Source organism: Yoonia sp. MH D7, assembly GCF_054439475.1.
Map to the genome: position 1 here is coordinate 87,564 of NZ_JBTJCF010000003.1, position 25,409 is coordinate 112,972.

Consider the following 25,409-nt stretch of genomic DNA (forward strand, 5'->3'; position numbering starts at 1 on the left):
CTTCCCTTGTCATAAAAGAAATCACCGTTACGGAACGCCCCGTGAAACTACGTCTGCCGTTCCAGTTCGGCAGCACTGAAGTTCGTGAAACCGCCGAAAAATATTGCACTCTCGTGGCCGAGATCGACGGCAAGCGGGCGCAAGGTTTCAGTGCCCAGCTTATGGTGCCACGCTGGTTTGACAAACGTGCGGGGCTGTCCAACGACGACACTATTGATGCCCTACGCGAAACGGTGGATGCGGCGGTCAATGTTGCCTTGAACGGCGGACATGCCGGTAGCGTCGCAAGCTTGTCTGCGACCATTCGTGGCACGGCCCCCGATCTGATGGCAGATGATATGCCTAAACTTGCTGCGGGTTTTGGTCCTGCACTCTTGGAAATGGCAATGATTGACGCGCTGTGCCGCAACGCCGGTTTGCCGTTCTGGAAAGCCGCAGCCGTTGATCTGTTTGGCATTGGTGCGCATTTGCCTGCCGGTCTTTCGGCCAGTGACTTTAGCTCTGCCCGTGCATTGATCAGCGCACCCACATCCGTGGCACTGCGCCACACCATCGGGTTTGATGCACCGCTAACAGACCGTCCCGCCGACGCGCCCTCTGACGAACTACCTGTTACGCTTACAGAAGTGATGGAAAGCACCAGCATCAAAGCTTGGAAAATCAAGTTAAAAGGTGACCCGGACGCCGACGCCGCCCGCCTTTTGGCGCTGCAGGCGGTGCTGCGTGGCAATATGGACGGTGGCATCACGCTTGATGCAAACGAGCAATATACACCTGATAATTTTCGCATATTGCTGGACCGCGTTGCGGCGCCCGATCTTGCGGAAATCGCCGGACGCATCCGCTTTTACGAACAGCCATTTGCGCGCGAAGTGGCACTAGAAACGCGCGCCGATTTCGGCGTGCCGATTGTGATTGATGAAAGCGACGACAGCGACAACGCCTTCCCCCGCGCCCTTGCGCTCGGATGGGCAGGAACGTCAATCAAAAGCTGCAAAGGCGTGCTGCGCGCGCAGGTCAATATGGCGCTCGCGAAAGCAAATGGCGCGATCCTCAGTGGCGAAGACCTCACCTGTCAACCGGGCCTCTGCTGGACCCAAGACACCGCCATGGCTGCAGCCTGTGGTGTGCAGGACATTGAACGTAACGGGCATCATTTCGCTGGCGGAATGCAAGGTGCACCGGCGGCCGAGCGCACAGCGATGCTTGCTTCCCACCCCGACATCTTCACCCAAGGTCCAAATGGTATTGCCTTGAATATCACCGACGGACAGGTCGCGATCGGGTCTCTTGATCAAACCGGTTTTGGCGCATCGGGTGCGATGAATATCTAGTCCAGAGTATCCGTCTTGATCAAGCGGTTTTTGGTGTCCATTTGCGATTAGCTTTGACAAGTGCATTTGCGATTTCGATTAGCTTCCGCATTATAGCGACGATTGCGACCTTGGCGGGTTTTCCCACGTCTCGTAGGTGTTCGTATTTTGCTTTGAGGTCTGGGTTCCAGCGCATGGCGACTAATGCGGGCATGTAAAGGGCATCGCGCAAGGGCTTGCGCCCGCTTCCGATGGACGCTTTGCCCTGCCATAATCCAGACTGGCGTGTGATGGGGGCGAGACCAGCCAGGCTGGCCACTTGTTTGCGATCTAGCGTGCCGAGTTCGGGCATCAGGGTCAATATTGCGGCAGCAGAAACAGCGCCGACACCGGGCATGGAACGCAAAATATCATGCGTACGTGCGGTGCTCTCCCGCGCCTGGATCAGCGCTGCTATCTCGGCGTCCAACTCAACGATCTGGCGTTCCACTAGCGTGAGACGCGCTTTGGTTTGGCGTTTCAGGAGAGATAACCCCTGAATTTGAGCACGGTTGCGCAATCTGGTGCGATCCTTGACCAACCCAGCCCGCGCAACATGCAAGTCTTTGAGGTCAATTGCTTCTTTCGGGAGAGGCACTTGTGGTTCAAGATTAAATGCCGCGCCCATAAGCGCCAACATTCGAGCATCGACTGCATCAGTCTTAGCTCTCGTACCATGGGCCTGCGCAAAACGGCGCGCCTGCAAAGGATTTACCTTGACCAATGGTAACACCTTCCCAAGTGTCGCTTCAAAGGCTTTGTGATACGATCCTGTCGGCTCGTAAACGACCCTCGCTACACGGGTCGCCTTGCCCAACCATCTGATAAGAGCACGGAAGCCTGTGATTGAATTATCGAAGCGTTTAGCCATGTCGTCTTCCAATCGAAACACGTCCAGATGGGATTTAGAAATGTCCACGCCAATGTTATGATCTGTCATATTCTCCATATCCTATGCTTGTCATACGTGACTTGTTGCACGCGTATCCGTTCAGGCCTTTGGGGAAGACGGCGGTTGATCAAACTCTGGAGCGGTCCATCATGACCCAGCCATTTACGATCCAACCGCCGCCACTGCCTGTCACAAATGACGTGGCGGGCAGTGGCCCCATTATAAAGCAGGAGCCAAGTTCATTATAAGACAAGCCGTCCAGATCAAACGGCACGCCAAAAGTGAAGCGGTCCAGCAAATTCGGACAGCGTGCTAAGATGTATCCAACACGAATGAATGGGTGCGAGAATGCCAAAACGACGGAACTTTTCAGACCCGTTTAAATGCTACTGTGGCGCTTGAAGCGCTGCGTGGTGACAAGACGGTGCAAGAAATTGCTGCCAAGCGGCAGCTCGTCCCAACGCAGGTGAGCACATGGAAACGACAGGCGATCGAAGGCATGGCAGGTGTTCTCGCCGATAAGGTCAAAAAGGCTGAGAACAAAGACGGTGGGATCAAAGGTTTGCACGCCAAGATCGGCCAACTGGCGGTGGAGAATGATTTTTTGTCACAAGGGCTAAAGCGGTGAGCCCATCAAAACGCCGCGAGACCTGCTCCGAGAACCGTGTGGCACGATTGGCTAGCCTTGCGGGCATCACAGCACAGATCGGATACAAGCGTCGGCCTGGTCGCTATGGCGGCAAACCTGCTGTTGTCGCTGACAACACGCTGGACAGACAGTTTGAGGTTGCGGCACCTGACGCGGCTTGGGTGACCGACATTACCTATATCAGAACCCATGAAGGCTGGTCATATCTCGCTGTGGTCATCGATCTGTTTTCACGACGTGTCGTTGGTTGGTCGATGCAATCTCGCATGACAACTGACCTGGCCTTGCAAGCCTTGTTGGCTGCTGTTTGGCGGCGCAAACCAAAGCAAAAAGTCATGATCCATTCAGACCAAGGTTCACAGTTCACTGGTAACCGCTCCATTGCCACCGCCTGCCGAATTTCAACTTGTTGATCTAAGATACGTGTTTAACGGCGTCGTTAACGACGTGTCTTAGGTGGGATTTGGTATGCGTGGTGAAATTCTTGGGATGGAGCGGCGGCGCTTCTGGCATGATGACGACAAGCTCGAGATTGTCATGTCAGTTGGGGTTGATGGCGCGTCAGTTACACAGGTTGCACAGCGTCACGATGTGACGCGGCAGCAGGTCTATGCTTGGCGCCATGACCTAAAGAAGAAGGGGCTGTGGTCCCCGGATAATGGGGCGCTTTTTATCCCTTTGAATGTTTTGTCTGAACCCAGCGTTCCCACCCTCTCTGATCTGGTGTCCAGCCCATCGGAGTCCACGCCTGTCGAAGTGCGTTTACGTGGCGGGCGCAGCCTACGCTTTGATAGCAGCATGGATGCGGCGGCGCTGACGCAGCTGGTCCGAGCGGTAGAAGCGGCATGATCGGCCCAGGGACTGGCGTTCGGGTGTATCTTGCGTGTGGTGTCACGGACATGAGGAAGGGCATTGCTGGTTTGGTCTTGTCCCGGTTTAGTTCCGGTCTCTTTCGAGCAATGTTTGCTATGAAGGAGACAAGAAATGGCAACGAGATACACAGACGAGTTTCGACGTGATGCGGTACGCATCGCCACGACCAGCGGCTTAACACGCCCTCAGGTTTCATCTGATTTGGGTGTTGGGCTTTCGACCCTGAACAAATGGGTTCAGAAACACCAGCATGATGATTTGATGTCGGGTCCTCATGAAGATGTGGAGCGGGAGAACGAACGCCTTCGCAAGGAAGTCCGCGTGCTGCGAGAGGAGAGGGAAGTGTTAAAAAAAGCGGCGATCTTCTTTGCAGGCCAAAGTCGGTGAGGTTTGCCTTCATTGACGCCTGGAGAGAAGAATGGCCGGTTGAGTTTCTGTGCTGGGTTATGCAGGTCACATCACGTGGGTATCGTGCGTGGCGGGTCCGCCCAATGTGTCAGCGACAGCGTGATGATATGGTGATCTTAGCTCATATTCGTGCCCAACACCGTCTCAGCCTGCAAAGCTACGGCCGCCCCCGGATGACTGAAGAGTTACAGGAACTGGGGCTGGCGGTAGGCCACCGGCGTGTGGGGCGCTTGATGCGAGACAACAGCATAAAGATTGTCAGAACTCGTAAATTCAAGGCTACAACCGACAGCAATCACACCTTTAACATCGCCCCCAATCTGTTGGATCAGGATTTTTCTGCTGATGCCCCAAACCAGAAATGGGCAGGCGACATTTCATATATCTGGACCAGTGAAGGCTGGCTGTATCTGGCGGTCATTCTCGACCTATACTCCCGACGCGTCATCGGTTGGGCGGTCAGCAATCGTATGAAGAGGGACCTGGCAATCCGGGCATTGGATATGGCTGTCGCGCTGCGACAGCCGCCTAAGGGCTGCATTCATCATACGGATCGCGGGTCGCAATATTGTTCAGGCGACTATCAGAAGCGCCTGAACAAACGTGGCTTCGAAGTATCGATGAGCGGAAAAGGCAATTGTTACGACAATTCCATGGTTGAAACGTTCTTCAAATCCCTCAAGGCTGAGCTGATCTGGCGCAACCGTTGGGAAACCAGACGTCAAGCCGAAGGGGCGATATTTCAGTATATCAATGGGTTCTACAATCCACGACGCCGGCACTCGTCGTTAGGAGGTAAAAGCCCCTTGGCCTTCGAACGAAAGGCTGCCTAAATGAACTGAGAGACCGGAACGTAAACGCGACAAGACCATAGTTTTAATAGTCGCTGACGGGTGTCAGGATTAAGCTCGCCACCGACTGAGATATAAAGTGTATCAGATCTGTTTTCGGTCAAAATTAACGCCAACACATCAGCGCCCCACGCCAAAACAATGGCACGTGTGGTAACTGCAGGATCATCGACCACGTAGACCGTACTTCGTCCATCAGTGGCGATCTCACACTTAAAAATGCCATCCTCACTACAAAGTATGCGCTCAAAACCCACGATATTGTTGGCCACATCTCGATGCGCAAAGAGCATTGTCGAACTCGAAGCAAACTTCATAATTTGGCAATCACGGGACAAGTTTTCAACATCCACCACCTTTATCTGTGATTGGCTTGTTGAACCCTTGGCGCCACGTAAAGCCTTCATCGCACCCCACCAGCGTCGAGCTGCTGCATGGGTTACGACGTCATCTGCGGCCCAGCCCACAGGCGATTTTCCCGGAACCGTATTGCCAAGAATACGCTGCGCAAGACGAACCAAGTCATCTGCTTTTAACGCCGACGTCATCGCTGCTTGTCGTGTCACGAGGAACTGTTTGCGGTCTTTTTGACGCATCCGCAACGCACGGCGCTGGTCCGCATGATGCACCTTTAATCCTGCCCTAAGTGCTTGTTCGCGCAGCCCACGGCTCGATCCTATCAGAGCCCGCAATGCGTCGCGTTGCGTCTGTTGCCCGGCCGCCTGTTCAGACCGGGCCAACCTGTCAGCTGCCCGCCTAAGCGAAGTGTCTCGCCGCGCAGTCTCTGTGCAACTGCCTGCGCCGCTTGATCGCCAATCTTGGGGCGCAGTACGGGCGCGATGATCTCGTCTGCGGATACTTTACTCTCAGCGATACGCTTTTCACCTTTGAGGGTCAGCCCCGCACGCAATGCGGCAGCACCGAGAAACTTGACAAAATCACTTGTGCCTTTGACCGCAACTGTGATGCAGCCTTTCGCCATCGCAATTATCAAGCGGACCTGCGCCGCATAGCTCTTCGACACGGTCGTCTTAATACTGTTACCATCGTCCCTGATCACATCGCCACTCCGCAAGACCATTGTTGGTTGCGGGTGATACAGACTAAGTTTTTCAATCTCCCGTGCGGCATCTTCGTCGTTGGTGATCGCAATATAGGTCGTTGCCACGAGCCTCCGGGAAGACAACGGGGATCGCGCGCTCGAGGACAAGTTCAGTCCTGCTGTGCCAGACACTTCATTTGGCAGATCCAGCCAGGCTGTAGCCGCTGCATCAGCACCTTCAGGCGCGGCTGTTGTCCATTTATCAAAACGGCGATCCAGTGCTTTCCATGCATAGCGTTTTCCAAGTTGGGAGGGTGACAAATACTGATCAGACCCGCGTATCGCCAAACGGCCGCCTGATCCACTTTTAGAATATGCGAGACCCAGACCCATCAATGCCATATGCATAGTCTGCCAGCTAACGGCATCATCCATCGCTGATTTCACCCGCGCTTTCCACGGTTGTGAAAGCGCATCGATAAGCGGGATCATCCCCGTCTGGCGCTCATGATTGAGATCGCCCTGTGTGGCGCCACGCCCCTTTGCGCGACGGGCCTGCTTGGCGTCCCAATGCTCTTGCGGCTTGGGTCTCATTTCGATCTTAGGGCCATCAGGTGTCTCGATCATTACCGCATCGAACCTGCCCTGATCCTGTGACCAGCCGTGGCTCAACTCGATCTCGCGGCATGCCCTTTCCAGCTTTGCATAGTCATGTGACACACTTATAGCTTTGAAGGTGACCGGGTGTATCTTGTTAAGTGCGACATGAACGTGGGTATTTGCGCGATCCATATGGACAGCAATGACCGCCTGGTAATCGTCAGCGCCTAAAGCTGTAATGGCCCACTTTGCAGCTACAATTGCTTGAGCGGGCGTCGGGTGTTCTGTCTCAGGCCATGACAGTATAAAATGATGCGTCAACGTCGTGCAGTACCTGCTACCATTCGCAGTGGCCCACATCTGCCAGTCAGCATCCCGCCAATCCGCGAGAAGATTACGGGTTTCGACATCCACAGCTTTGATACAAAGATAGCCCACCAGTTTGCTTATATCGGCGAGCCTTGTTCTGAGTGCATCTCGCTGTCTATGTATGACTGTCGGAATCATGGCAGCGCGGTCGTGATCTGGCGCATCACATCGCGGATATCTTTGAGGGTTACCTGTAGATCGTTCTTGATCATAAGATCATCTTTATTGTCAGCATGTAGCGTCAGTTTATCAATGCGATTGCCAATTCTACCAAGGTCTCCTGACAGCCTGCGCAAAGTAATATCACTGACGTCTGATTAACCGATGGCACTCAAAACGGTAGTTCGCGCGTAGACGTTCGGTTCCAAACGATACGTGACCGTGTGCGTCATGCGCCGCTTGTCTGATTTAGATTTTCCGCTTGAAGCCATCGCGGGTGGCTCCTGTGTCAGTTGGGCTTTAATAACAGGGTGCGTGCTGTCATGGCGCGGGTCAATGGCCGCGTCATGAACGTGCCACGTTTGTGTCGGGAGCACAGTCATAATGTAGCCTCGTCCGATTTACCCTGATTGATAGCTGTTGGCGTCACAGTGCCATCGGCGATGTCTCTCATCAATCTATCGATAGACCCATATCCATCGTCTTCTTTATTCTCATGACTGCCGTTTAACTGGCGATGTTGGCTATCAGTAATACATGAGGTAGCTTCAACCTGTCTGGTTGGCGTTGGTACTTGAGGTGTCGAAATTGTCGGAGGCTCCGCGACGGTACTTTGCGTGCTTGAAGTTCGCGGTTCATAGTCTCGCATTATCGTTGGCGTTATGGATGCCACTACAGTCTCGTCTGACATCTGTGCTGTGTTGGTGGGCTCGCTTGTTTCATTCTTCGTTTCGATAGTCTCAACGCTTACCGTGGATTGTGTGGTGATCGCTGTCTTGTTCGATGTCTTTCGCTTTGGTTTTTGGTTGCTTGCCGCCTTTAAGTACGTGCGAAATGTTGCTGTACTTAAAGTGGTTTCCGTACCCTCATTAAACATAGCGCATACATCCGCGAGCGAATGCCCGTTTTTAAGCGCGACATTAATTTCCTTTATCATGTCAGCCACAGCGGCTTTTGCTGAAATTTCCTCAGGCGCTTTATACGGCAGCGATGCGAACTGCGTCTTCATTTTTTGAATATCGCGCGTTTTAATTTTCTTATTCATTGTTTTATCTCACTAAAATTTACTTGATGTTTTGAACTTAGTATATTTTCGTGAAAAATCCTAATGTGATTCGTGAAATTAATCAGCTTTATACGATTTAGCTGTGGAAAACTCTTTGCGGATGAGTGTCATATTTGGCGAAAGGTCATCGTTTATTTGGTGATTATGCATCTCGGACGTGTCGGCATGATCATCACATATTTGTAAGGATGGTCATGCCGTCTAAGCTAATCTTTTGGATAGCAGGGTATGCAGACGGTAAACCGCCAACGCGGACAAGGTCGCGCATAGGGCAGTTCTATTGTAGCACTTTGCCCAGCCAATCAATTTTGTGGCCGTGTGTGCGTGTCAGCTGGGCACATCCAATGATGTCCGTCGTCATATAAAATGGGACATCAGAGCGGCTTGAGCATTGGAGGTTCTGGCTCGTCTGTGTGATTGATTATGCGGCTTGTTTTTGATGTTGCAAGCGGCGTTGTTGGATTGCCCGTTTCTTGATCCTTTAACCACGTGGCCTGATCGCCAGAGATGTAGCATGAGCCGTTGTCACTGAGCAGGCGTGGCTTGTGGCGGACGACCGCCTTGTCGCAACCGGACGCCGTCAACGCCAATTCGACCGTGTCCATTACGTCCTCGGCTCGCATGTTGGTGCAAAGCTTCCAAGCGATGATGTAGCGGCTGTAATCATCCAAAATTGTGCTGAGATAATACCAGCCCCACCCGATGATCTTGAAGTAAGTGAAGTCAGTCTGCCACATCTCGTTGATGGCGGTGGTCTTATCCGTGAACTCGTCGGCCGCTTTGATCACAACATAATCAGGCGCAGTGATCAGGTCAGCTGCTTTGAGAATACGATAAGATGATGATTCAGATATAAAGTTGGAGGGATCAGGAAAGGCCCCAGTGGGGCGCTTCCCCCGAACAACGCTTCTCATCAGTGTATTTGATGGCCAGTTCACGTGTGGACAACGCCTCGTGCTCCAGCGCGAACTCGATCAGGTCATCGCGTCTGGCGTTTGGGATGCGGTTCCAGACTGACCTCGGGCGCGGCGAGATGTCAGCCAGCGCATCAAACCCACCGTCGACATAGAGGTCATACCATCGAAAAAAAATGCTGCGTGGAATGCTCAACATGTCGAGAGTCTGTTTGACTGCCAAATGCGATCCCTCAACGGTGCGGATGATCTCAAGCTTCTCAGATGCAGGATATCTCACTCCTCGTATACCCCAGTCCCTGTCATGCTTTTTTTGAGCAGACGGTTCTCAAGCGTCAGGTCAGCCACGCATTCTTTCAGGGCCAATGACTCAGAACGCAAATCTTTCACCTCAGGCGACGTCGCTTGACGCGCGGTGTCCCCAGACAGGCGCCGCTTGCCTGCCTCCAGAAACTCTTTCGACCAGCTATAATACAAACTTTCAGCGATCTCTTCACGGCGGCACAGCACTGAGATGCTTTCCTCACCACGGAGGCCCGCCAAAACAATGCGGATCTTTTCCTCAGCTGAATAGGTTTGCCGCGTCCTACGGCGGATGTTCTTGACCACCTTCTCGGCGGCCTCTTTCGATGTTTGTGGCTTCTTCGTCATCTCGATCTCCTAATCGATAAGATGAACCAGAAATCCTCCGCTATTCAAATCCTCAAATCTGTCCCACGGGTGCTGACGTCAAACATGTTAGCGCTGGCTCACCAAGATCGGCAAATGCGTGAACAACTGGAATTTTTGTCCAGCATTCCTAGAATTGGGATGACGACGGCACTCATGATCCTCGTGGATATGCAGAGATCGGCGGGCTGGAAGGCAATCAAGTCGCAAGCCTTGCTGGCCTTCCACCTATGTCACAAAGCTCGGGAAAATGGCAGGGAAAGGCACGTATTCAAGGCGGCCACCGAAATCTACGACACGCTACCTTCATGCCTGTGCTGGTCGCGATCCGGCACAACGCGGATATGAAAGCCGCCACTACAGCAGTCATGCGTAAACTGCTTGTCCTCGCAAATGCCTTACTGCGCCATCAACGGAAATGGGTAGAAAATATGGCTTGACCAAAACGGAACCTTGGGAGTTTTGCAGCTAACAGCTCGAATGAGACCAGAAGGCTGGGTGCTACATAATGTATGAATTGCCATTATCACGGGAGAGCTAAAAGCCTTCAACAACCACATGGGGTTTGTGGCGGCTGAAAATCGGGAGTTTTGAGCCTGTTCCACAAGCGAGGGTTTGTAGCATTTGTTTATAAGCTCGAAATGCATTGACCCTCAATCAGCGATACGGCATCTTGCAGATAGATGGTTTCCGGAAAGCGAAAAGCGGCCCGGGATGAAAAGGGAATACGGTGAGGATGAGCCAACCGGCGCTGAATCCGTGACTGCCCCCGCAACTGTGAGCGGCGAGCGACCCCGAGAATGCCACTGGACCTAACAGCTGGTCCGGGAAGGTTCGGGAAAGCGACGACCCGCAAGTCAGGAGACCTGCCATCGCAGGCGTCACATGACGCCGTTGGTGCCCCCGGGTATCAAAGTAACTCGACCCGGGCGGGGTGTCCGGAAATGGAGGCCACGATGGCTAGACTGGCTAATGCCGCAACGACCTATCTGTCCCGATTTTACTCCCCGCGTCTGCGCGGAGGCATCGATGGACAGAACCGATAAACACATCATCACAATCGGCACCTCGTGCAGGCACCAGGAACAGGAGTGCCACTTAGGCCATGACCTGATCCTTAAGCTCCGCGCCGCACTGAACACTGCGGTGGAAGTGACGACTGGCGCATTCGAGGTCGAAGAATTTGCGTACCTCGCGGCCTGTAACCAGCCCTGCACGGTAGCGTATCGCGCAACGGCCAAGGCCGCCTGGCTGTTCGGCGATGTCGATCCGGACGCAGATATCAACCACCTGGTCTCCTTTGCGGCGCAATACGCTGCGCCCGAGGAAGGCTGGTTCAAATCAATTGACCGTCCTGTGAAGCTGCGCCGGACGGCATTGGCCGGCGTCCCGTCGCTGGTGATCCGGTCGGATTGGGAGCGGCTGCAATGATCGCCGCCGCCCTGTCGGCGCGCGATATCGGCTGGTCCCCTCCAGGCGGTGCGCCGATCCTGACCGGCATCGGGTTCGATCTCGCACCCGGCCGGATGCTCGGCATCGTCGGAGCGAACGGTGCGGGCAAGTCCACGCTGTTGCGAATGCTCTACCGGTTCCATCGCCCACAGAACGGGACCGTTACACTCGACGGCACCGACATCTGGCAGATGTCAGCTCGCGATACCGCGCGCCGTATTGCCGTCGTCCTTCAGGAACAACCGACCGACTTTGCCCTTACCGTGCGGGAGATCGTCGCTCTGGGCCGCACACCACACAGGCGTGGCTTTGCAGGGGACGGCGCGCACGACGAAGATGTCGTCACACGGGCGCTCGACCGGCTGTACCTGTCGGCAATGTCCGGTCGTGCCCTCGGAACCCTGTCGGGAGGAGAGAAACAACGTGTGATGGTGGCCCGCGCCCTGGCACAGGAGCCGGGCTTGCTGATCCTCGACGAGCCGACGAACCACCTCGACATCCGCCACCAGCTCGAAGTGCTAGCCCTCGTGAGAGGGCTCGGCGTCACTGTCGTCACTAGTCTACACGACCTGAACCTCGCCACCGGCCTGTGCGACGACGTTCTGGTACTATCGGGCGGTCGCGCGCTCGCCTTCGGCCCGCCCGGTGACGTTCTGACCGAAGACCTCGTTGCCCACGCCTTTTCCGTCATCGCCCGACGTGAATATCTCCAGCTCAGCGGCAAGCCGCATTTCACCTTCCATCTCACTGACCCCGAAAGGACCTGATCCATGTCCCGCCTTCTTGCGTTTCCAATTGCCCTGCTGGCCACCCACGCAGTGGCGCAGGATTATCCCGTCACCGTGCAAAGCTGCGACCGCGAAGTGACGTTCGATGCCGCCCCCGAACGCGCCGTTTCCAACGACGTCAACCTGACCGAGATGATGATTGTCCTTGGCCTGACCGACCGCATGGTCGGGTTCACCGGGATCAGCGGATGGAACAAGCTCGATGAAGGCATGCGCGCGGGCGTTGCCGAGCTGCCCGAACTTGCCGAACAACACCCAAGCCGTGAGGTGCTGGTCGGTGCAGACGCCGATTTCTACTTCGCCGGATGGAATTACGGGATGCGCGTGGGGGGTGAACTGACGCCGGACACGCTCGCCCCGTTCGGGATCGCGGTCTACGAGCTGACCGAGAGTTGTGCCCACATCATGGAAAAGCCTGCGGCAAGCCTCGAGGATATGTATGTCGACATCCTCAATCTCGGGCTGATCTTTGGTGTGTCCGACCGGGCACAAGCGCTGGTCGATGGCTGGCGCGCTGAAGTAGCCGAGATCACGGTGGACGTTACGCCCGGCTACAGCCCGCGCGTGTTCGTCTATGACAGCGGCGAGGATACGCCCTTCACCGTCGGGAAATACGCGATGCCTACCGCACTGATTGAGGCGGCGGGCGGAACCAACATCATGGACACATTCGAGAAAAGCTGGGCGACGGTCGGCTGGGAAGAGGTCATCGCCCACGACCCGCAATTGATCGTCATCGTCAACTACGGCGATGTGACTGCCGAACAGAAACGGGAGTTCATTATGACGAACCCGGCCTTCGCGGACATGTCAGCTGTGCAGAACGACAATTTTGTCACCCTCGAATATGTCGCCGCGACGCCAGGGCCACGCAATATTGAAGCCGTCCGCACACTCGCCGCCGCCTTTGCCAAAGCAGGTAACGACCAGTGAGCGATACGGCGATTGCACTCCGGACCAAGGCAGCGCGGCACAAGCGCGCTTTTCCATTGGCCATGGCCCTGTCGGCGATGGTGCTGATCGTATCGTTGTCGGCGGCGATCAGCGTGGGTGCGGTCGCGGTTCCGACAGGCACAGTCTGGAGCGTGATCGCAAACCGTCTGTTCCCCGGCGTGCTCACCCCTGACTGGTCAAGTGGCCAGGAGGCCATCGTCTGGGAACTGCGTCTGCCGCGTGCGATTTTGGCAGCAATTGTCGGCGCAGGCCTTGCGATGGTCGGTGCGACCTTACAGGCCGTGACCCGCAACCCCTTGGCCGATCCGCACCTTCTGGGCATCTCTTCCGGCGGGGCGTTCGGTGCCATCGTGGCGTTGCTGCATACGGGGCTGATCCTCGGCGCTGCGACGGTGCCGGTCTTCGCATTCCTCGGGGCACTCGGGGCCATGGCCCTCGTCCTGGGCGTGGCGCAGGTGGCGCGGGCCTCATCGGCGGATCGTCTGGTCCTCGTGGGCGTCGCGGTGTCGTTCATCGTCATGGCAGCGGCGAACGTTATGATCTTTCTCGGCGATCCGCGCGCAACCCATACTGTTATTTTTTGGATGCTCGGCGGCCTCGGCCTCGCACAATGGTCCCACCTACTTTACCCGCTCGGAGTGCTGGTGATCTGTGGGGCGTGGTTTCGCCTTCGCGCCCACGATCTGGATGCCATGACCGTCGGCGATGAGACCGCTGCGACACTTGGCATTGCGGTGGGCCGGTTCCGTCTGGAGGTTTTCATCGCGGGCGCACTGATCACCGGAGTGATGGTCGCATTTTCCGGCGTGATTGGATTCGTCGGCCTGATGATCCCTCATATTGTCCGCATGGCAGTCGGTGGCAGCTATGCGCGCGTGCTCCCGGTCTCGGCCTTGTTCGGTGCAGTGTTCCTCGTATGGTGCGACATCCTTGCAAGAACCATCATGGCTCCAGAGGATATGCCCATTGGTATCGTCACAGGACTGGTCGGCGGTGTATTCTTCGTCTGGTTGCTGCGGCGGAGAGCTTAACTAAATTTAAGTTGGATCAAGACGTCCTAAAATCGCCGTTTTTTTAACATTCACAAATCCCACATCTGCAAGGTAGAAGTGTCACACTTCGCTGTTGATAAAGCAGGATTGAAGTACTGAGCCAAGTGACACGAGGCGCCCTGACGGCCGTGACCGCGGCCAATGTGTTGGGACCGAGCCGACGACAATTTCAGAGGCTGCTGAAGGATCTCCTGGCCAAAGGCCCGGCAGCGATCCGGCACAAAGCACGCAGGCGCGGTCGAACAACCGGATTGATCCTGCGGTACCCGAACAGATTGCGGCCGGTCTGAAGCATGAAGGTAGTACGACCACTGTGAGTTATGAAACAATTTATGCTTATGTCTTTAGCCCGAATAGCCAGTCACAGGCGCTTGCACGATATTTTCCAGACCGCCGCAAGAAGCGAAAACCGCGCTACGCGACGACAGCGCGCGATATGATTTTCCCAGTGGATCACTCAATTCACAACCGCCCCAATCACATCGAAGACCGCGCAATCTTTGGCGATTGGGAGGGCGATTTGATGATCTTTCGGCGCGAGTACGGCAAGACAAATGTAGCATCGCTGGTCGAGCGTAAGACGCGTTACGCCGTGCTGTCCCGCAATAACGACAGCAACTCGAACCACTTTATAAACCGGCTGATGAGTGTCATGGGGCCCCTGCCCCAAACCGCACGTCAATCGATTACCTTTGACCGCACGATCCAATTCTCTGGCTGGCAAAAGCTAAAATATGGGATCGGGACCGAAGCTTGGTTTTGTGCCCCTCAAGCTCCCTCGCGAAAAAGGGCCGTTGAAAACCTATACAAGCGAGCGAGACGGTATCTTCGGAGAGGCATGCCGATCTCAACCTTCTCAGATCGTGATATGACAGCGATTTGTGAACACCTCTGCGGAGCACCGAGAAAGCGCTTGGGCTGGAAAGCGCCAACCGGGGCATTCGCCGAAGAACTCAGAAAATTAGGATAGAGAAATGTCGCAACCTAACTTGAGTTTAAAAGACACGCTAAAGTCCCTGTTGATGAGATGGCGCGGGTTATTAAGCGCTGCAGGTCAACCACCCGCTGTGATCTATTGGCAAAGAAATGAAGCAACCCAACCCGATCAGCATGAGGTGCCCCTAACTTCCTAGACGCCTGCCTCGTTCATTTTCTGCTGTTTCATTTCATAGTCAACCGGTGACAGCATGCCGTTGTTCGTGTGCTTGCGTGTAGGGTTGTAAAACATCTCGATGTAATCGAACACATCCTGCCTTGCGGCGTCGCGTGTGAGGTATGTTCGCCGCCTAATGCGCTCCCGCTTCAAAAGCTGGAAGAAGCTTTCTGCGACCGCGTTGTCATGACAATTCCCACGTGTGCTCATGCTGGCAACCAGATTGTGTTTGCTAAGGAACGACTGCCACTCTTTGCCAGTGAACTGTGAACCTTGGTCTGAATGGATCATGACTTTTTGCTTTGGTTTGCGCCGCCAAACAGCAGCCAACAAGGCTTGCAAGGCCAGGTCAGTTGTCATGCGAGATTGCATCGACCAACCAACGACACGTCGTGAAAACAGATCGATGACCACAGCGAGATATGACCAGCCTTCACGGGTTCTGATATAGGTAATGTCGGTCACCCAAGCCGCGTCAGGTGCCGCAACCTCAAACTGTCTGTCCAGCGTGTTGTCAGCGACAACAGCAGGTTTGCCGCCATAGCGACCAGGCCGACGCTTGTATCCGATCTGTGCTGTGATGCCCGCAAGGCTAGCCAATCGTGCCACACGGTTCTCGGAGCAGGTCTCGCCAGCATCACGTAGATCATCGGCCAGCTTCCGATAGCCATAGACCTTCTCGCTATCTGTCCATGCTTGGTGGATCAGCTCTGTCTGCCGCGCATCTTCAAGCGCGCGTACGCTTAACGGTTCTTTAAGCCATGCATAGAACCCGCTGAAATGCACAGCCAGCACACGACACATCGACCGCACCGAAAACTCCGCACGATGAGCCTCAATAAACGCGTACCTCACTGAGACTCTCGCGCGAAGTACGCGCGCGGCATTGTCCTCGGACCAATGGCGGACAATTTGCGCCCTTTTTTAAGATTGTGCGTTCCTCGGTGACGCGGGCCAGCTCTCGCTTCAACCGTCTGATCTCAGCAGCCTGCTCCGCAACCTCCGATCTGACAGGTGGCGACTTCGCAAATTGCGCCTTCCAAGTGTACAGAGACTTGGTGCTTATCCCTAGCCGCTCGGCGACTTCGCTGACCGCATATCCACGCTCAACAACCTGCGCCACAGCGTCCTGTTTGAACTCGTCTGTAAACCGTATTCCTTTGGTCATATCCGTCTCTCCTTGGTTCCAAAATTACCAAGCAAAGCGTCTACAAATCTAGGGGCACCTCAGCAGGTGCAACGCGTATCTAATTTATACCAGATATTGTCCAACAATTGGAAAGTAGCTCAGTGAGAGCTGGTTACCGATCCATTACGCGGCCAGTGCGGGTGATAATCGTCTATGATGAAGGAATGGCTGTGCGAGTGTCCGTTTTGAATATGGGGATGGTCCGCTGGGAGGTCGTCGTGGGAATGTTCGAGAGTTTCTGCGCCACCGCGCGGCCAGAGGATAATGCCTCCTGCAAGCCCAGCAGCTGCCAGCAGCGCTAATGATGTCAGCGCCGTTGTTGCCCCAAATTCAGTGATGAGCCAACCAGCCAAGGGGTATGAGACCAGCCAACAGGCATGGGACAGGGCAAACTGGGCTGCGTAAACGGCGGGCCTGTCTTCGGCATGTGCCGAGCGTTTGAGCAGTCGTCCTGATGGGGTGAGGACTGTCGAATAGCCTACCCCGATCACCAGCCATCCTGCCAAAAGGGGATACCATCCAAGATCATTGTTCACTGTTACCGTGGCAAGTCCAAGAAGAGTGACGACCAGCACGGCAGCGCCGACGATCATTACGGGGCGGTCCGGTCGGCTGTCGAGAAGCCGTGGTAATATGAGGGCCGCAAGCATGGAACCGCCCCCGAACGCAGCGAGGGCGAGGGCCACATGTGTGTCGCCAAACCCTAGATCAGAGCGCACCAATACGACGGTATTGACCAGCACCATCGCCCCTGCCGCCGCTGCCGCAAGGTTCAGGGACAAAAGCCCGCGCAGGCGCGGGGTGGCGAGGTAGATGCGCAGCCCACGCGTTGTGCGGTCGTAAATCCCGCGCCGCACCGTTTCCTTTGGGCTGGGCAGTACCACGGAAACCACCAGCAGGGCTGACCCGATAAACCCGATGACAGTTCCGAAGAACAAAGCTTGATAGCTTACAAAGGCCAGAAAGATTGCGGCCAGTGTCGGGCTGATGATGTTTTCCAGATCATAGGCCAGCCGCGACAGGGAAAGGGCGCGGGTGTAGCGGTCTTCCTCGGGCAAAATATCAGGTATTGTTGCCTGAAACGTCGGGGTAAAGGCGGCGGAGGCGGATTGCAGTACGAAGATTAGCACATAGATTTGCCACACCTCGCTGACAAACGGCAGACAGAGGGCCACAGCGGCGCGCACTAAATCGAGGCTGACCAGCATGGTGCGACGCGGCCAGCGGTTGGCAAACGCACCGGCAATGGGCGCTATGCCGACGTAAGCCACCATCTTGATCGTAAAGACTGTTCCCAAAACGAGAGCCGCGCGCTCCTCGGCCAAATCAAAGGCAAGCAATCCGAGCGCCACAGTCGCCAGACCCGTTCCCAGTAGGGCCGTGATCTGGGCCAGAAAGAGGTGGCGGTAGGTGCGGTCAGCAAGAATAGATAGCATGGTGAAACCTCAGAGATACTTGGTGATGGCTTTAAATTCTGCCGTTGCACGCATTTCGTCATTGCCCAGACCAGCTGTGGCCACATCAAGACAATGATCAATATGATCTTGAATAAGCGTGCGTTTGGCTTGGGTGATCGCCTTTTCAACGGCATGGAGTTGTTGCGCAATATCGTTGCAGGGGCGTTCTGCCTCAATCATCGCAATCACACTCAGGAGATGCCCGTTGGCACGTTTCAGTCGCTTGATAATCGCGGGGTGGGTTGCATGGTGGGTGTGTGTGCTCATCCAACATTCGTATCCCCCTAGGGGGGATATAGCAAGTGGGCCAAAATCTGATCGACGCCATTTTTTCCTATGCTTTATCTGAGAATTGAGCGATGTGGGGGCCGCAGCGCGTTTGAAGTGCGCATTCGTGATCAGCGTGAAAACCGCGATGCTCCAGAAATCCAAGAGCTAGGCGTGGCGGGTTTAGCGTAAACTGAGCGGGCGATTTTCTAAAATCATTTCCATGGCGAACAGGCCAGTTACGGTTTCTAGATCGACCTTGGAGATAAGGTTTTGGTAAACCTGATCATAGCCCGCCATCGATGTTGTGACGACCTTTATCAGGTAGTCCCAGTCGCCACCGATCCGGTACACATCCACGATCTCGGGGATGGTGGCTACATGCGCGCGGAACTCTCGCATCCAACCTTCACTATGCTGACGCGTACGTATCATCATGAAAACGGTCAAGTCCAAGCCGATCAGCGCCGCGTTGAGACGGGCATGCGTTCCTTCGATCACGCCGAGTTCAGTTAGCCGCTTGATTCGTCGCCAACACGCATTTTGCGATAGTCCAACGTCTTCGGCGACGTCACGCTGCGAAAGTGATCCGTTCTTTTGCAGGACGGTAAGGATTTTGCGGTCAATGCTATCAAGTTCGATCATATGACCAAATACTATGCCTTTTAATGCAAAATCAAGAGATCTTTTTTGTTTAGATTGGACGTATAAACTACGTGACATCAAAAGGATTCAGTATAATGACCTCGACGCCCTCCCAGTCCCCGTTTGACCGCTTTCGTGCGAGTCTTGTGACCGAAGACATCGTTGGGGATCTGGCGCATGGTTTAATCGGACATCAGGCATTAATTGACGGGCCGTTAGGGAAAAAGCCGTTGATTTATGCTGATTACGTGGCCTCTGGCCGTGCGCTGCGCCAGATTGAGGATTTTGTTCTGACCGAACTACTGCCCTTTTATGCGAACAGCCACACCGAGGCATCATATGTCGGTGGTTTTATGACCCGCCTACGCCGCGAGGCTCGCGATATTATCCGCGCCGAATGCCATGCCTCAAACGATCATGCGGTGATCTTTACCGGATCGGGCGCGACCTCTGGCATCAATCGCCTTGTGCATCTGCTTGGGGTCTCTGAGATGGTCACCCAAGGCAAATCGCCGGTGGTTCTAATCGGCCCTTACGAGCACCATTCAAATATCCTTCCTTGGCGCGAAAGTGGTGCCGAAGTGATCGAGGTGCCAGAGGCCGCAAATGGCGGTCCTTGCATGGCGGCGCTCGCGACCATTTTGGCTAGCGTGGAGGGTCGCCCTGTCATAGGCGCATTTTCCGCGGCGTCCAATGTTACGGGGATCGTAACCGATCTACTCGCCGTGACCCGTGTCTTAAAAAAAGCGGGTGCAACCGTGGTTTGGGACTGTGCGGGCGGGGCACCCTATCTTTCTGTTGATATGTGCCCTGCCCCCGACGCCTTGATTGATGCGATTGTTTTATCGCCTCATAAATTCGTCGGCGGTCCGCAGGCGTCGGGTGTCATGATTGTGCGCCGTGATGTCGTGAAGTCTGACAAACCGACATTGCCAGGGGGGGGTACTGTGCGCTTTGTATCGCCAACCAGCCATGACTATTCCGGCAATGTGGAAGCCCGTGAAGAGGCTGGCACGCCAAACGTTATCGGTGATCTGCGGGCCGCACTTTGTTTTCTGGTTAAGGCCGCGATCACGCAGGACTATATTACCAAGCGTAACCTTGAGAATTGTAAGAGAGCGATGCAGGCTTGGGGCAGTCATCCCAACATCGAATTGCTTGGCAATGTCACCTGCGACAGGCTGCCGATTTTTTCGTTTCGGCTGCGCGACGGCAAAGACGGTTATGTGCATCAGCAACTTGTGACCCGCCTACTGTCGGATTGCTATGGCGTTCAAGCCCGTGGTGGCTGTGCGTGTGCCGGTCCCTATGTGCACAGGGTGTTGGGTATCGACGACGTCCACTCAGAAAAACTACGCGGCGAGATCCTTGCCGGACATGAGGTCAAAAAGCCCGGATTTGTACGTCTTAATTTCAGCTATCTGGCGACTGATGCAGAGATTAATACAATTCTGAAATCGGTTCTTGAACTGGCAGACAGCGCCACCGAACAGGCCGCCAATTACATATGTGATCCTGCAACTGCAATTTTTACGCCTGCGTAACTTTCACATATCATAATGCTAATTGGCATTTAATTTATGCCAAATACAGGTTTCTACTTTTAGAATTGCGGTTTAACCTTACATCTATGGATACATCCGACGCCATTCTTTCGCTCTTGCCTACCCGCCTGAAACAGGCGCGGCGGACCCAAGGCTTGTCGCTCGATGCAGTGGCACGGCTGTCGGGCGTTTCGCGCAGTATGGTCAGCCAGATCGAGCGCGGGGAATCCTCACCCACTGTGGCTACGCTGTGGAATTTGACCCGCGCCTTGCAGGTGGATTTCGCCGGCCTACTTGAGAACAAACTGAAAAATCAGATTGAAGTTCTGCGCGACGATGAGGTGCCGACCATTGAGAACCGTGGCTCTGGCTGTACGATCCGTATCCTGTCGCCGCCCGAAGATGCGGGCCGTCACGAGGTTTATGAATTGCGGTTTGCCGATGGCGGGCGGTTGGACAGCGAGCCACATGCCCGCGGCACACAGGAACATTTGACTGTATTCCAAGGCTCACTACGTGTCGTTAGCGGCGAGACTGAGGAGCGGTTGGCGACAGGCGAAACCGCGCGTTATGCGGCTGATGTCGCGCATACTCTCTACGCCGAGGGTCTGACGCGGGCGTTTTTGGTGGTCAAAGGTCCGCCCTAGAGGATGTAATTCCGTTATTGTGGATTTTTGTCCTTTATGTTAGATATTCCATCAAAGCAGTTGGAGTATATTTATGTCTGCCGCCTTTCTGACCCATATCCGCGAAGCTCTGTCCGGCATTGAGGCCGACGGCCTGACTAAGAGTGAGCACCTTATCACCTCGCCTCAGGGCGTCACTGTTTCGGTGGATGGGCGCGAGGTGCTTAACCTATGCGCCAATAATTATCTGGGCCTTGCTAACCACCCTGATCTGATTAAGGCCGCACGCAACGCAATGGATGACCGTGGATTTGGCATGGCATCGGTGCGGTTCATCTGCGGGACGCAGGATATGCACCGTGAGCTTGAGAAGCGTATCGCCCGGTTTCTTGGCAAGGACGATGCTATTTTGTATGCTGCCTGCTTCGATGCCAATGGCGGTCTGTTCGAGCCTTTGCTGGGACCCGATGATGCCATCATATCGGACAGCCTTAATCATGCGTCGATCATTGACGGCGTGCGGTTGTGCAAGGCGCGGCGGTTTCGTTACGCAAACAACGACATGACCGATCTGCGGGCCCAGTTGGAAAAGGCCCGCGATGGCGGCGCGCAGCATATAATGATCGCCACCGATGGTGTGTTTTCAATGGATGGTTATCTGGCGAACCTACCCGAAATTACCCGCCTCGCACGTGAGTTCGATGCGTTAGTAATGGTTGACGATTGTCACGCCACGGGCTTCATGGGGCAAAACGGAGCTGGTACGCCGGACCACTTTGGCGTCGATGTGGATATTATAACCGGCACGCTCGGCAAGGCTTTAGGGGGCGCTCTGGGGGGGTATACTGCTGGACCTCAGCCCGTGATCGATATGCTGCGCCAACGGTCGCGACCCTATCTGTTTTCCAATGCGTTGCCGCCTGCCATCGTGGCTGCGGGGATCGAGGCGATCCGTCTGGTCGAAGAGTGCGCGGACCTGCGCCAACGCTTGCGCGACAATACCGCCCATTGGCGCAAGGGATTGGACGAGTTGGGCTTTGATCTGTTGCCGGGGGATCATCCTATTGTTCCTGTGATGCTGGGCGAGGCGCCATTGGCGCAGAAAATGGCTCAGAGCCTTTTTGAGCAGGGCGTTTATGTCTCGGGGTTCTTCTATCCGGTCGTCCCGCACGGCCAAGCGCGCATTCGCACGCAGATGAATGCGGCACTATCGCGCGCACAAATCGATCGTGCGCTGGATGCCTTCGGCACCGTGGGTCGCAATTTGGGAGTGATATCATGATTTTGCCTAACACTATGGCAGCATTGGAAAAATCGCATCCGCGTGAAGGATTGTGGAAAGTACAAGCGCCGGTGCCTGAAATCGGGCCGGATGATGTGCTAATCCGCGTCAACAAGACCGGTATTTGCGGTACAGATATTCACATCTGGAACTGGGATGCATGGGCTGCTGGCACTGTGCCGGTGCCGCTTATCACGGGACACGAATTCGCCGGTGAAATCGTCGAGATTGGGCGCAATGTTACCGGGTTAAATATCGGACAACGCTGTTCAGGCGAAGGTCATGTTGTGCGTAATGACAGCCGCCAAAGTCGCTCAGGACGGTTCCATCTCGACCCCGGTACGCGAGGCATCGGGGTGAATGTGCAGGGTGCATTCGCGGAATATTTGCAGCTTCCCGCGTTCAACGTAGTGCCCTTGCCCGACGACATTCCCGACGAGATTGGCGCCATACTCGACCCGCTTGGCAATGCTGTGCACACTGCACTGAGTTTTGATCTGCTGGGCGAGGACGTTCTGATCACTGGCGCCGGACCCATTGGAATCATGGCCGCGGCGGTCGCCCGTCATGCGGGCGCGCGGCACGTCGTTATTACCGACGTTATCCCGGCGCGGCTGGAGCTTGCGCAAAAAGTCTGTCGCAACTTGCGCACCGTCGATGTCAGTCGCGAGGATCTGCGCGACGTCATTGATGAATTGGGCATGAAACAAGGGTTCGATGTAGGCTTGGAAATGTCTGGCAACCAACAGGCTCTTGACCAGATGGTCGACGCGCTCGTTATGGGCGGCAAGATCGCACTATTGGGTATCCCGCCAGGGAAATCACCTGTGGATTGGTCGCGCATCGTGTTCAAGGCAATCACGATCAAAGGCGTCTATGGTCGCGAGATGTTCGAGACATGGTACAAGATGATTGCAATGTTGCAAAACGGTCTGGATGTAAGTCGCGTTATCACCCACCGTTTTTCCGTCGATGATTTCGATAAAGGGTTTGCCGCGATGAAATCTGGCCAGTCGGGCAAGGTTGTACTGGACTGGCGCTGAAGAAAGCTTAGGTCACTGATTTAACGCAGCGGGATCAGGCGCTATTCAGCGATCACGCATTTATGGTCCAGTCACGTCCTGCCTAACTCTGTGCCATGATTTTGCGAAGATAAGTGTATGCGCTGCTGAGGCGTAATAAACCCATGCGTTCGTAAATGGCCGAGGTTTGCCACAGCCAATCCGCTGATTCGTGCCAACGCATTAGCCTCTTTCGGGGGTTCACGGTTAAAATGGTCAAGAATTAGATAATCTAGATCGAATGACCCAAAAAAAGAAACTTTATGGCAAATATATGTGAGGATTATTCCATTTATTGCGTCATAGTATAGTTAACTCATCTGGGATTTAACATGCTGCTTCCTTTAGACCTCAAGCTGCTCCATGAAGCGTCGACGGAGCCACTAGGCGGAATAATGGCGCCGCCGCACGCGGAAGCATTTTGGCCTCACTATCTGCAATATGCGCCACATTTTTCAATCCGCCGCGCTGGGGCTCGCACATCCCGAACTGACATTTGACCATTCACATTTGTACGGCACTCTTCCGCACGATATGTCGCGCCATCGGCACGCCCATGCCTTCCATATCGACGAACTTCACCTTAAGCGAGACGTACCCAGTCTAACGCACAGAACAGACCGACAGGATAATGCAATGCCACATGATGCCACCTCGAACATAGACGCCCAAGGATTGCCTGCACTCGAGACGCGTGTGCACGAGGACCTCAAATTTCTGTGCTTTCCTGGCAAAAACTGGGTCGCTCAATCTGACGGTGTAAGTGATGTCGTCATCATTGGCGGCGGCATGTGCGGCATGGTTGCGTGGCTCGCACTGAAAACTGCGGGCATCCAAAATACGCGCATCCTTGACCGCAGCCCCGAGGGATTAGAAGGGCCATGGCTGAATTATGCCCGGATGGAGACGCTGCGCTCGCCGAAGGAGTTGATCGGTCCGGCATACGGACACGGTGCGCTTACCTTTCAGGCGTGGTATCGTGCTCAGCACGGAGCAGAAGCTTGGGACAAGTTGGGCAAGATCCCGCGCCCGATGTGGATGGAGTATTTGAAATGGTATCGCCGGACGCTGCAGATCCCAACAGAGAATGGCATCTCGGTCGAGCGTGTCGAACCTGAAGGTAAATTGCTGCGCCTGCACCTGTCGGACACGGACAGCATCCTGACCCGCAAACTGATTTTTGCCACTGGGCGTGACGGCACTGGACAGCCTAACATTCCGAGCTTTGTCGAGGGTCTACCACAGCATTACTGGGCGCATAGCGCCGATGATATCGATTTCGCCTTGCTAAAAGGCAAGCGCATTGCAGTTGTGGGCGTCGGGGCCTCGGCCGTGGACAACTCTGCCGAGGCGCTAGAGCATGGCGCCGCAGAAGTCCGCCATCTGATCCGCCGCAAAGAAATGCCTAGAATCAACAAGATGATGGGTATCGGGAGTTTCGGCTTTACCGCCGGCTTTGCCAGCTTACCTGACGCATGGCGCTGGCGGTTCATGCAATATTCATTCAAGACCCAAACCCCGCCGCCGCATGGCTCGACCAACCGGGTCAGCCGGCACCCCAACGCTTATTTCCATTTTGGCAAGGCCGTGGCCAACACCACAGAAAAGGACGGCCAGATTGAGGTCGGCTTTGCCGATGGAACCACATGGTGCACCGATTTCATGATCTTGGGGACCGGTTTCACTATCGATCCCATGTCGCGCACCGAATTCGGCGACGCTGCTGGTGACATCTTGCTTTGGCGCGATGTCTACACCCCTCCCGAGGACGAACAGTCGCGCGATCTGGGCAGCTTTCCTTATCTCAACACCGATTTTACGTTCCGCGAGAAACATGAGGGTGCCGCGCCGTGGCTGGGCAACGTCTATTGCTTCAATTACGGAGCGTCGGCCAGTCTAGGCAAAGTCAGTGGAGACATTCCGGGTATTTCCGAAGGTGCAAACTGGTTGGCCCGCGCCTTGGCAGCGGCGCTTTATTCGGAAGACGTGACGACGCATTGGCAAAACATACTGGATTATGACACGCCGGAATTGGATGGCAGCGAATGGACACCGTCGGAACTGCAAACCAAAACAGAAAAGGTAAGTTAACCTG

23 protein-coding genes, 4 pseudogenes and 1 riboswitch are annotated in these 25,409 nt (G+C 55.0%); of the genes and pseudogenes, 17 read left to right on the forward strand and 10 right to left on the reverse strand.

The window, feature by feature from the left end:
- The first annotated feature begins 41 nt into the window (after positions 1-41).
- Entirely contained in the window at positions 42-1,334 is a 1,293-nt protein-coding gene (locus tag ACXLHR_RS17575; protein WP_458792773.1) for an enolase-like domain-containing protein, read from the forward strand.
- Positions 1,335-1,353: 19 nt separating this feature from the next.
- Here the strand turns inward: ACXLHR_RS17575 and ACXLHR_RS17580 are convergent, their stop codons facing one another.
- Together ACXLHR_RS17580 and ACXLHR_RS17585 are read right to left on the reverse strand one after the other, a co-directional pair.
- Complete coding sequence (locus ACXLHR_RS17580) at positions 1,354-2,292, reverse strand: IS110 family RNA-guided transposase (RefSeq protein WP_458789636.1); 939 nt, start codon at positions 2,290-2,292, stop codon at positions 1,354-1,356.
- A 79-nt stretch (positions 2,293-2,371) separates the two neighbouring features.
- Positions 2,372-2,542 carry a hypothetical protein gene (locus tag ACXLHR_RS17585; RefSeq protein WP_458792774.1) on the reverse strand — a complete coding sequence of 57 codons (171 nt, stop codon included), beginning with the start codon at positions 2,540-2,542 and terminating at the stop codon, positions 2,372-2,374.
- Between the two features lie 93 nt (positions 2,543-2,635).
- Here ACXLHR_RS17585 and ACXLHR_RS17590 point away from each other — a divergent pair, with 93 nt between their 5' ends.
- The 4 genes and pseudogenes from ACXLHR_RS17590 (at position 2,636) to ACXLHR_RS17605 (ending at position 5,007) form a co-directional block, all read left to right on the forward strand.
- On the forward strand, positions 2,636-2,872 hold the full coding sequence (locus tag ACXLHR_RS17590; RefSeq protein ID WP_458792775.1) for a transposase: 237 nt from the start codon (positions 2,636-2,638) through the stop codon (positions 2,870-2,872).
- Positions 2,873-2,889: 17 nt separating this feature from the next.
- Positions 2,890-3,261: pseudogene (locus ACXLHR_RS17595) on the forward strand (DDE-type integrase/transposase/recombinase); the annotation flags it as partial.
- Positions 3,262-3,361: 100 nt separating this feature from the next.
- Complete coding sequence (gene tnpA, locus ACXLHR_RS17600) at positions 3,362-3,742, forward strand: IS66-like element accessory protein TnpA (protein WP_458792776.1); 381 nt, start codon at positions 3,362-3,364, stop codon at positions 3,740-3,742.
- A 135-nt stretch (positions 3,743-3,877) separates the two neighbouring features.
- A protein-coding gene (locus ACXLHR_RS17605; protein ID WP_458792049.1) for an IS3 family transposase occupies positions 3,878-5,007 on the forward strand; the annotation gives its coding sequence in 2 pieces (ribosomal slippage) (positions 3,878-4,124 and positions 4,124-5,007; 1,131 coding nt in all).
- Here ACXLHR_RS17605 and ACXLHR_RS17610 read toward each other — a convergent pair.
- From ACXLHR_RS17610 to ACXLHR_RS17625, 4 genes and pseudogenes are all read right to left on the reverse strand, one after another.
- A complete protein-coding gene (locus tag ACXLHR_RS17610; protein WP_458792777.1) occupies positions 5,004-5,717 on the reverse strand; it encodes a hypothetical protein in 714 nt (237 codons plus the stop codon). The two genes, ACXLHR_RS17605 and ACXLHR_RS17610, sit on opposite strands and share 4 nt — an antisense overlap.
- Positions 5,705-7,174 (reverse strand): relaxase/mobilization nuclease domain-containing protein, encoded by a 1,470-nt coding sequence (locus ACXLHR_RS17615; protein ID WP_458792778.1) that lies wholly within the window; start codon positions 7,172-7,174, stop codon positions 5,705-5,707. Before ACXLHR_RS17615 ends, ACXLHR_RS17610 begins: the two co-directional genes overlap by 13 nt.
- A gap of 400 nt (positions 7,175-7,574) precedes the next feature.
- Positions 7,575-8,240: a hypothetical protein gene (locus ACXLHR_RS17620; RefSeq protein WP_458792779.1), complete on the reverse strand. Its 666-nt coding sequence runs from the start codon at positions 8,238-8,240 to the stop codon at positions 7,575-7,577.
- Between the two features lie 446 nt (positions 8,241-8,686).
- A pseudogene (locus tag ACXLHR_RS17625) lies at positions 8,687-9,826 on the reverse strand (DDE-type integrase/transposase/recombinase); the annotation flags it as partial.
- A 248-nt stretch (positions 9,827-10,074) separates the two neighbouring features.
- On the opposite strand from ACXLHR_RS17625, the gene ACXLHR_RS17630 reads away from it, so the two are divergent.
- The 7 genes and pseudogenes from ACXLHR_RS17630 to ACXLHR_RS17660 form a co-directional block, all read left to right on the forward strand.
- Complete coding sequence (locus tag ACXLHR_RS17630) at positions 10,075-10,284, forward strand: transposase (protein ID WP_458792780.1); 210 nt, start codon at positions 10,075-10,077, stop codon at positions 10,282-10,284.
- A 227-nt stretch (positions 10,285-10,511) separates the two neighbouring features.
- A riboswitch (cobalamin riboswitch) is annotated at positions 10,512-10,731 on the forward strand.
- A 142-nt stretch (positions 10,732-10,873) separates the two neighbouring features.
- Positions 10,874-11,275 carry a DUF1636 family protein gene (locus tag ACXLHR_RS17635; protein WP_458792781.1) on the forward strand — a complete coding sequence of 134 codons (402 nt, stop codon included), beginning with the start codon at positions 10,874-10,876 and terminating at the stop codon, positions 11,273-11,275.
- The gene (locus tag ACXLHR_RS17640; protein ID WP_458792782.1) at positions 11,272-12,063 is read left to right on the forward strand and encodes an ABC transporter ATP-binding protein; all 792 of its coding nucleotides are present in this window, start codon (positions 11,272-11,274) and stop codon (positions 12,061-12,063) included. The genes ACXLHR_RS17635 and ACXLHR_RS17640 overlap by 4 nt, the downstream gene beginning before the upstream one ends.
- Positions 12,064-12,066: 3 nt before the next feature.
- Positions 12,067-13,017 carry an ABC transporter substrate-binding protein gene (locus tag ACXLHR_RS17645; protein ID WP_458792783.1) on the forward strand — a complete coding sequence of 317 codons (951 nt, stop codon included), beginning with the start codon at positions 12,067-12,069 and terminating at the stop codon, positions 13,015-13,017.
- 62 nt (positions 13,018-13,079) lie between these two features.
- Positions 13,080-14,069 carry a FecCD family ABC transporter permease gene (locus ACXLHR_RS17650; protein WP_458792914.1) on the forward strand — a complete coding sequence of 330 codons (990 nt, stop codon included), beginning with the start codon at positions 13,080-13,082 and terminating at the stop codon, positions 14,067-14,069.
- Between the two features lie 116 nt (positions 14,070-14,185).
- The gene (locus tag ACXLHR_RS17655) at positions 14,186-14,380 is read left to right on the forward strand and encodes a helix-turn-helix domain-containing protein (protein ID WP_458792915.1); all 195 of its coding nucleotides are present in this window, start codon (positions 14,186-14,188) and stop codon (positions 14,378-14,380) included.
- Positions 14,356-15,060 (forward strand): annotated as a pseudogene (locus tag ACXLHR_RS17660) (IS30 family transposase); the annotation flags it as partial. The gene ACXLHR_RS17655 and the pseudogene ACXLHR_RS17660, both read left to right, overlap by 25 nt.
- A gap of 159 nt (positions 15,061-15,219) precedes the next feature.
- On the opposite strand, the pseudogene ACXLHR_RS17665 reads toward ACXLHR_RS17660, so the two are convergent.
- From ACXLHR_RS17665 to ACXLHR_RS17680, 4 genes and pseudogenes are all read right to left on the reverse strand, one after another.
- Positions 15,220-16,411 (reverse strand): annotated as a pseudogene (locus tag ACXLHR_RS17665) (IS3 family transposase).
- Between the two features lie 119 nt (positions 16,412-16,530).
- Positions 16,531-17,868, reverse strand: coding sequence for an MFS transporter (locus tag ACXLHR_RS17670; RefSeq protein WP_458792784.1), 1,338 nt, complete (start codon positions 17,866-17,868; stop codon positions 16,531-16,533).
- Between the two features lie 9 nt (positions 17,869-17,877).
- Positions 17,878-18,156, reverse strand: coding sequence for a metal-sensing transcriptional repressor (locus ACXLHR_RS17675; protein WP_458792785.1), 279 nt, complete (start codon positions 18,154-18,156; stop codon positions 17,878-17,880).
- Positions 18,157-18,339: 183 nt separating this feature from the next.
- Positions 18,340-18,801, reverse strand: a complete 462-nt coding sequence (locus tag ACXLHR_RS17680; protein ID WP_458792786.1) for an Lrp/AsnC family transcriptional regulator — start codon at positions 18,799-18,801, stop codon at positions 18,340-18,342.
- Positions 18,802-18,896: 95 nt separating this feature from the next.
- Between ACXLHR_RS17680 and ACXLHR_RS17685 the strand changes: the two genes are divergently transcribed.
- From ACXLHR_RS17685 to ACXLHR_RS17705, 5 genes are all read left to right on the forward strand, one after another.
- Positions 18,897-20,345 (forward strand): aminotransferase class V-fold PLP-dependent enzyme, encoded by a 1,449-nt coding sequence (locus tag ACXLHR_RS17685; protein WP_458792787.1) that lies wholly within the window; start codon positions 18,897-18,899, stop codon positions 20,343-20,345.
- Between the two features lie 86 nt (positions 20,346-20,431).
- Entirely contained in the window at positions 20,432-20,992 is a 561-nt protein-coding gene (locus ACXLHR_RS17690; protein ID WP_458792788.1) for a helix-turn-helix domain-containing protein, read from the forward strand.
- 73 nt (positions 20,993-21,065) lie between these two features.
- Positions 21,066-22,253 carry a glycine C-acetyltransferase gene (locus ACXLHR_RS17695; RefSeq protein ID WP_458792789.1) on the forward strand — a complete coding sequence of 396 codons (1,188 nt, stop codon included), beginning with the start codon at positions 21,066-21,068 and terminating at the stop codon, positions 22,251-22,253.
- Positions 22,254-22,267: 14 nt separating this feature from the next.
- The gene (gene tdh, locus ACXLHR_RS17700) at positions 22,268-23,296 is read left to right on the forward strand and encodes an L-threonine 3-dehydrogenase (protein WP_458792916.1); all 1,029 of its coding nucleotides are present in this window, start codon (positions 22,268-22,270) and stop codon (positions 23,294-23,296) included.
- A gap of 654 nt (positions 23,297-23,950) precedes the next feature.
- Positions 23,951-25,405, forward strand: coding sequence for an NAD(P)-binding domain-containing protein (locus ACXLHR_RS17705; protein ID WP_458792790.1), 1,455 nt, complete (start codon positions 23,951-23,953; stop codon positions 25,403-25,405).
- Positions 25,406-25,409 lie beyond the last annotated feature (4 nt).

Bases quoted from the DNA above. Each gene is read 5' to 3' on its own strand.
- ACXLHR_RS17580 (WP_458789636.1), bottom strand. From the start codon at position 2,292: ATGACAGATCATAACATTGGCGTGGACATTTCTAAATCCCATCTGGAC.
- tnpA (WP_458792776.1), top strand. From the start codon at position 3,362: ATGCGTGGTGAAATTCTTGGGATGGAGCGGCGGCGCTTCTGGCATGAT.
- ACXLHR_RS17615 (WP_458792778.1), bottom strand. From the start codon at position 7,174: ATGATTCCGACAGTCATACATAGACAGCGAGATGCACTCAGAACAAGG.
- ACXLHR_RS17620 (WP_458792779.1), bottom strand. From the start codon at position 8,240: ATGAATAAGAAAATTAAAACGCGCGATATTCAAAAAATGAAGACGCAG.
- ACXLHR_RS17630 (WP_458792780.1), top strand. From the start codon at position 10,075: ATGTCACAAAGCTCGGGAAAATGGCAGGGAAAGGCACGTATTCAAGGC.
- ACXLHR_RS17635 (WP_458792781.1), top strand. From the start codon at position 10,874: ATGGACAGAACCGATAAACACATCATCACAATCGGCACCTCGTGCAGG.
- ACXLHR_RS17640 (WP_458792782.1), top strand. From the start codon at position 11,272: ATGATCGCCGCCGCCCTGTCGGCGCGCGATATCGGCTGGTCCCCTCCA.
- ACXLHR_RS17645 (WP_458792783.1), top strand. From the start codon at position 12,067: ATGTCCCGCCTTCTTGCGTTTCCAATTGCCCTGCTGGCCACCCACGCA.
- ACXLHR_RS17650 (WP_458792914.1), top strand. From the start codon at position 13,080: ATGGCCCTGTCGGCGATGGTGCTGATCGTATCGTTGTCGGCGGCGATC.
- ACXLHR_RS17670 (WP_458792784.1), bottom strand. From the start codon at position 17,868: ATGCTATCTATTCTTGCTGACCGCACCTACCGCCACCTCTTTCTGGCC.
- ACXLHR_RS17675 (WP_458792785.1), bottom strand. From the start codon at position 18,156: ATGAGCACACACACCCACCATGCAACCCACCCCGCGATTATCAAGCGA.
- ACXLHR_RS17680 (WP_458792786.1), bottom strand. From the start codon at position 18,801: ATGATCGAACTTGATAGCATTGACCGCAAAATCCTTACCGTCCTGCAA.
- ACXLHR_RS17685 (WP_458792787.1), top strand. From the start codon at position 18,897: ATGACCTCGACGCCCTCCCAGTCCCCGTTTGACCGCTTTCGTGCGAGT.
- ACXLHR_RS17690 (WP_458792788.1), top strand. From the start codon at position 20,432: ATGGATACATCCGACGCCATTCTTTCGCTCTTGCCTACCCGCCTGAAA.
- ACXLHR_RS17695 (WP_458792789.1), top strand. From the start codon at position 21,066: ATGTCTGCCGCCTTTCTGACCCATATCCGCGAAGCTCTGTCCGGCATT.
- tdh (WP_458792916.1), top strand. From the start codon at position 22,268: ATGGCAGCATTGGAAAAATCGCATCCGCGTGAAGGATTGTGGAAAGTA.
- ACXLHR_RS17705 (WP_458792790.1), top strand. From the start codon at position 23,951: ATGCCACATGATGCCACCTCGAACATAGACGCCCAAGGATTGCCTGCA.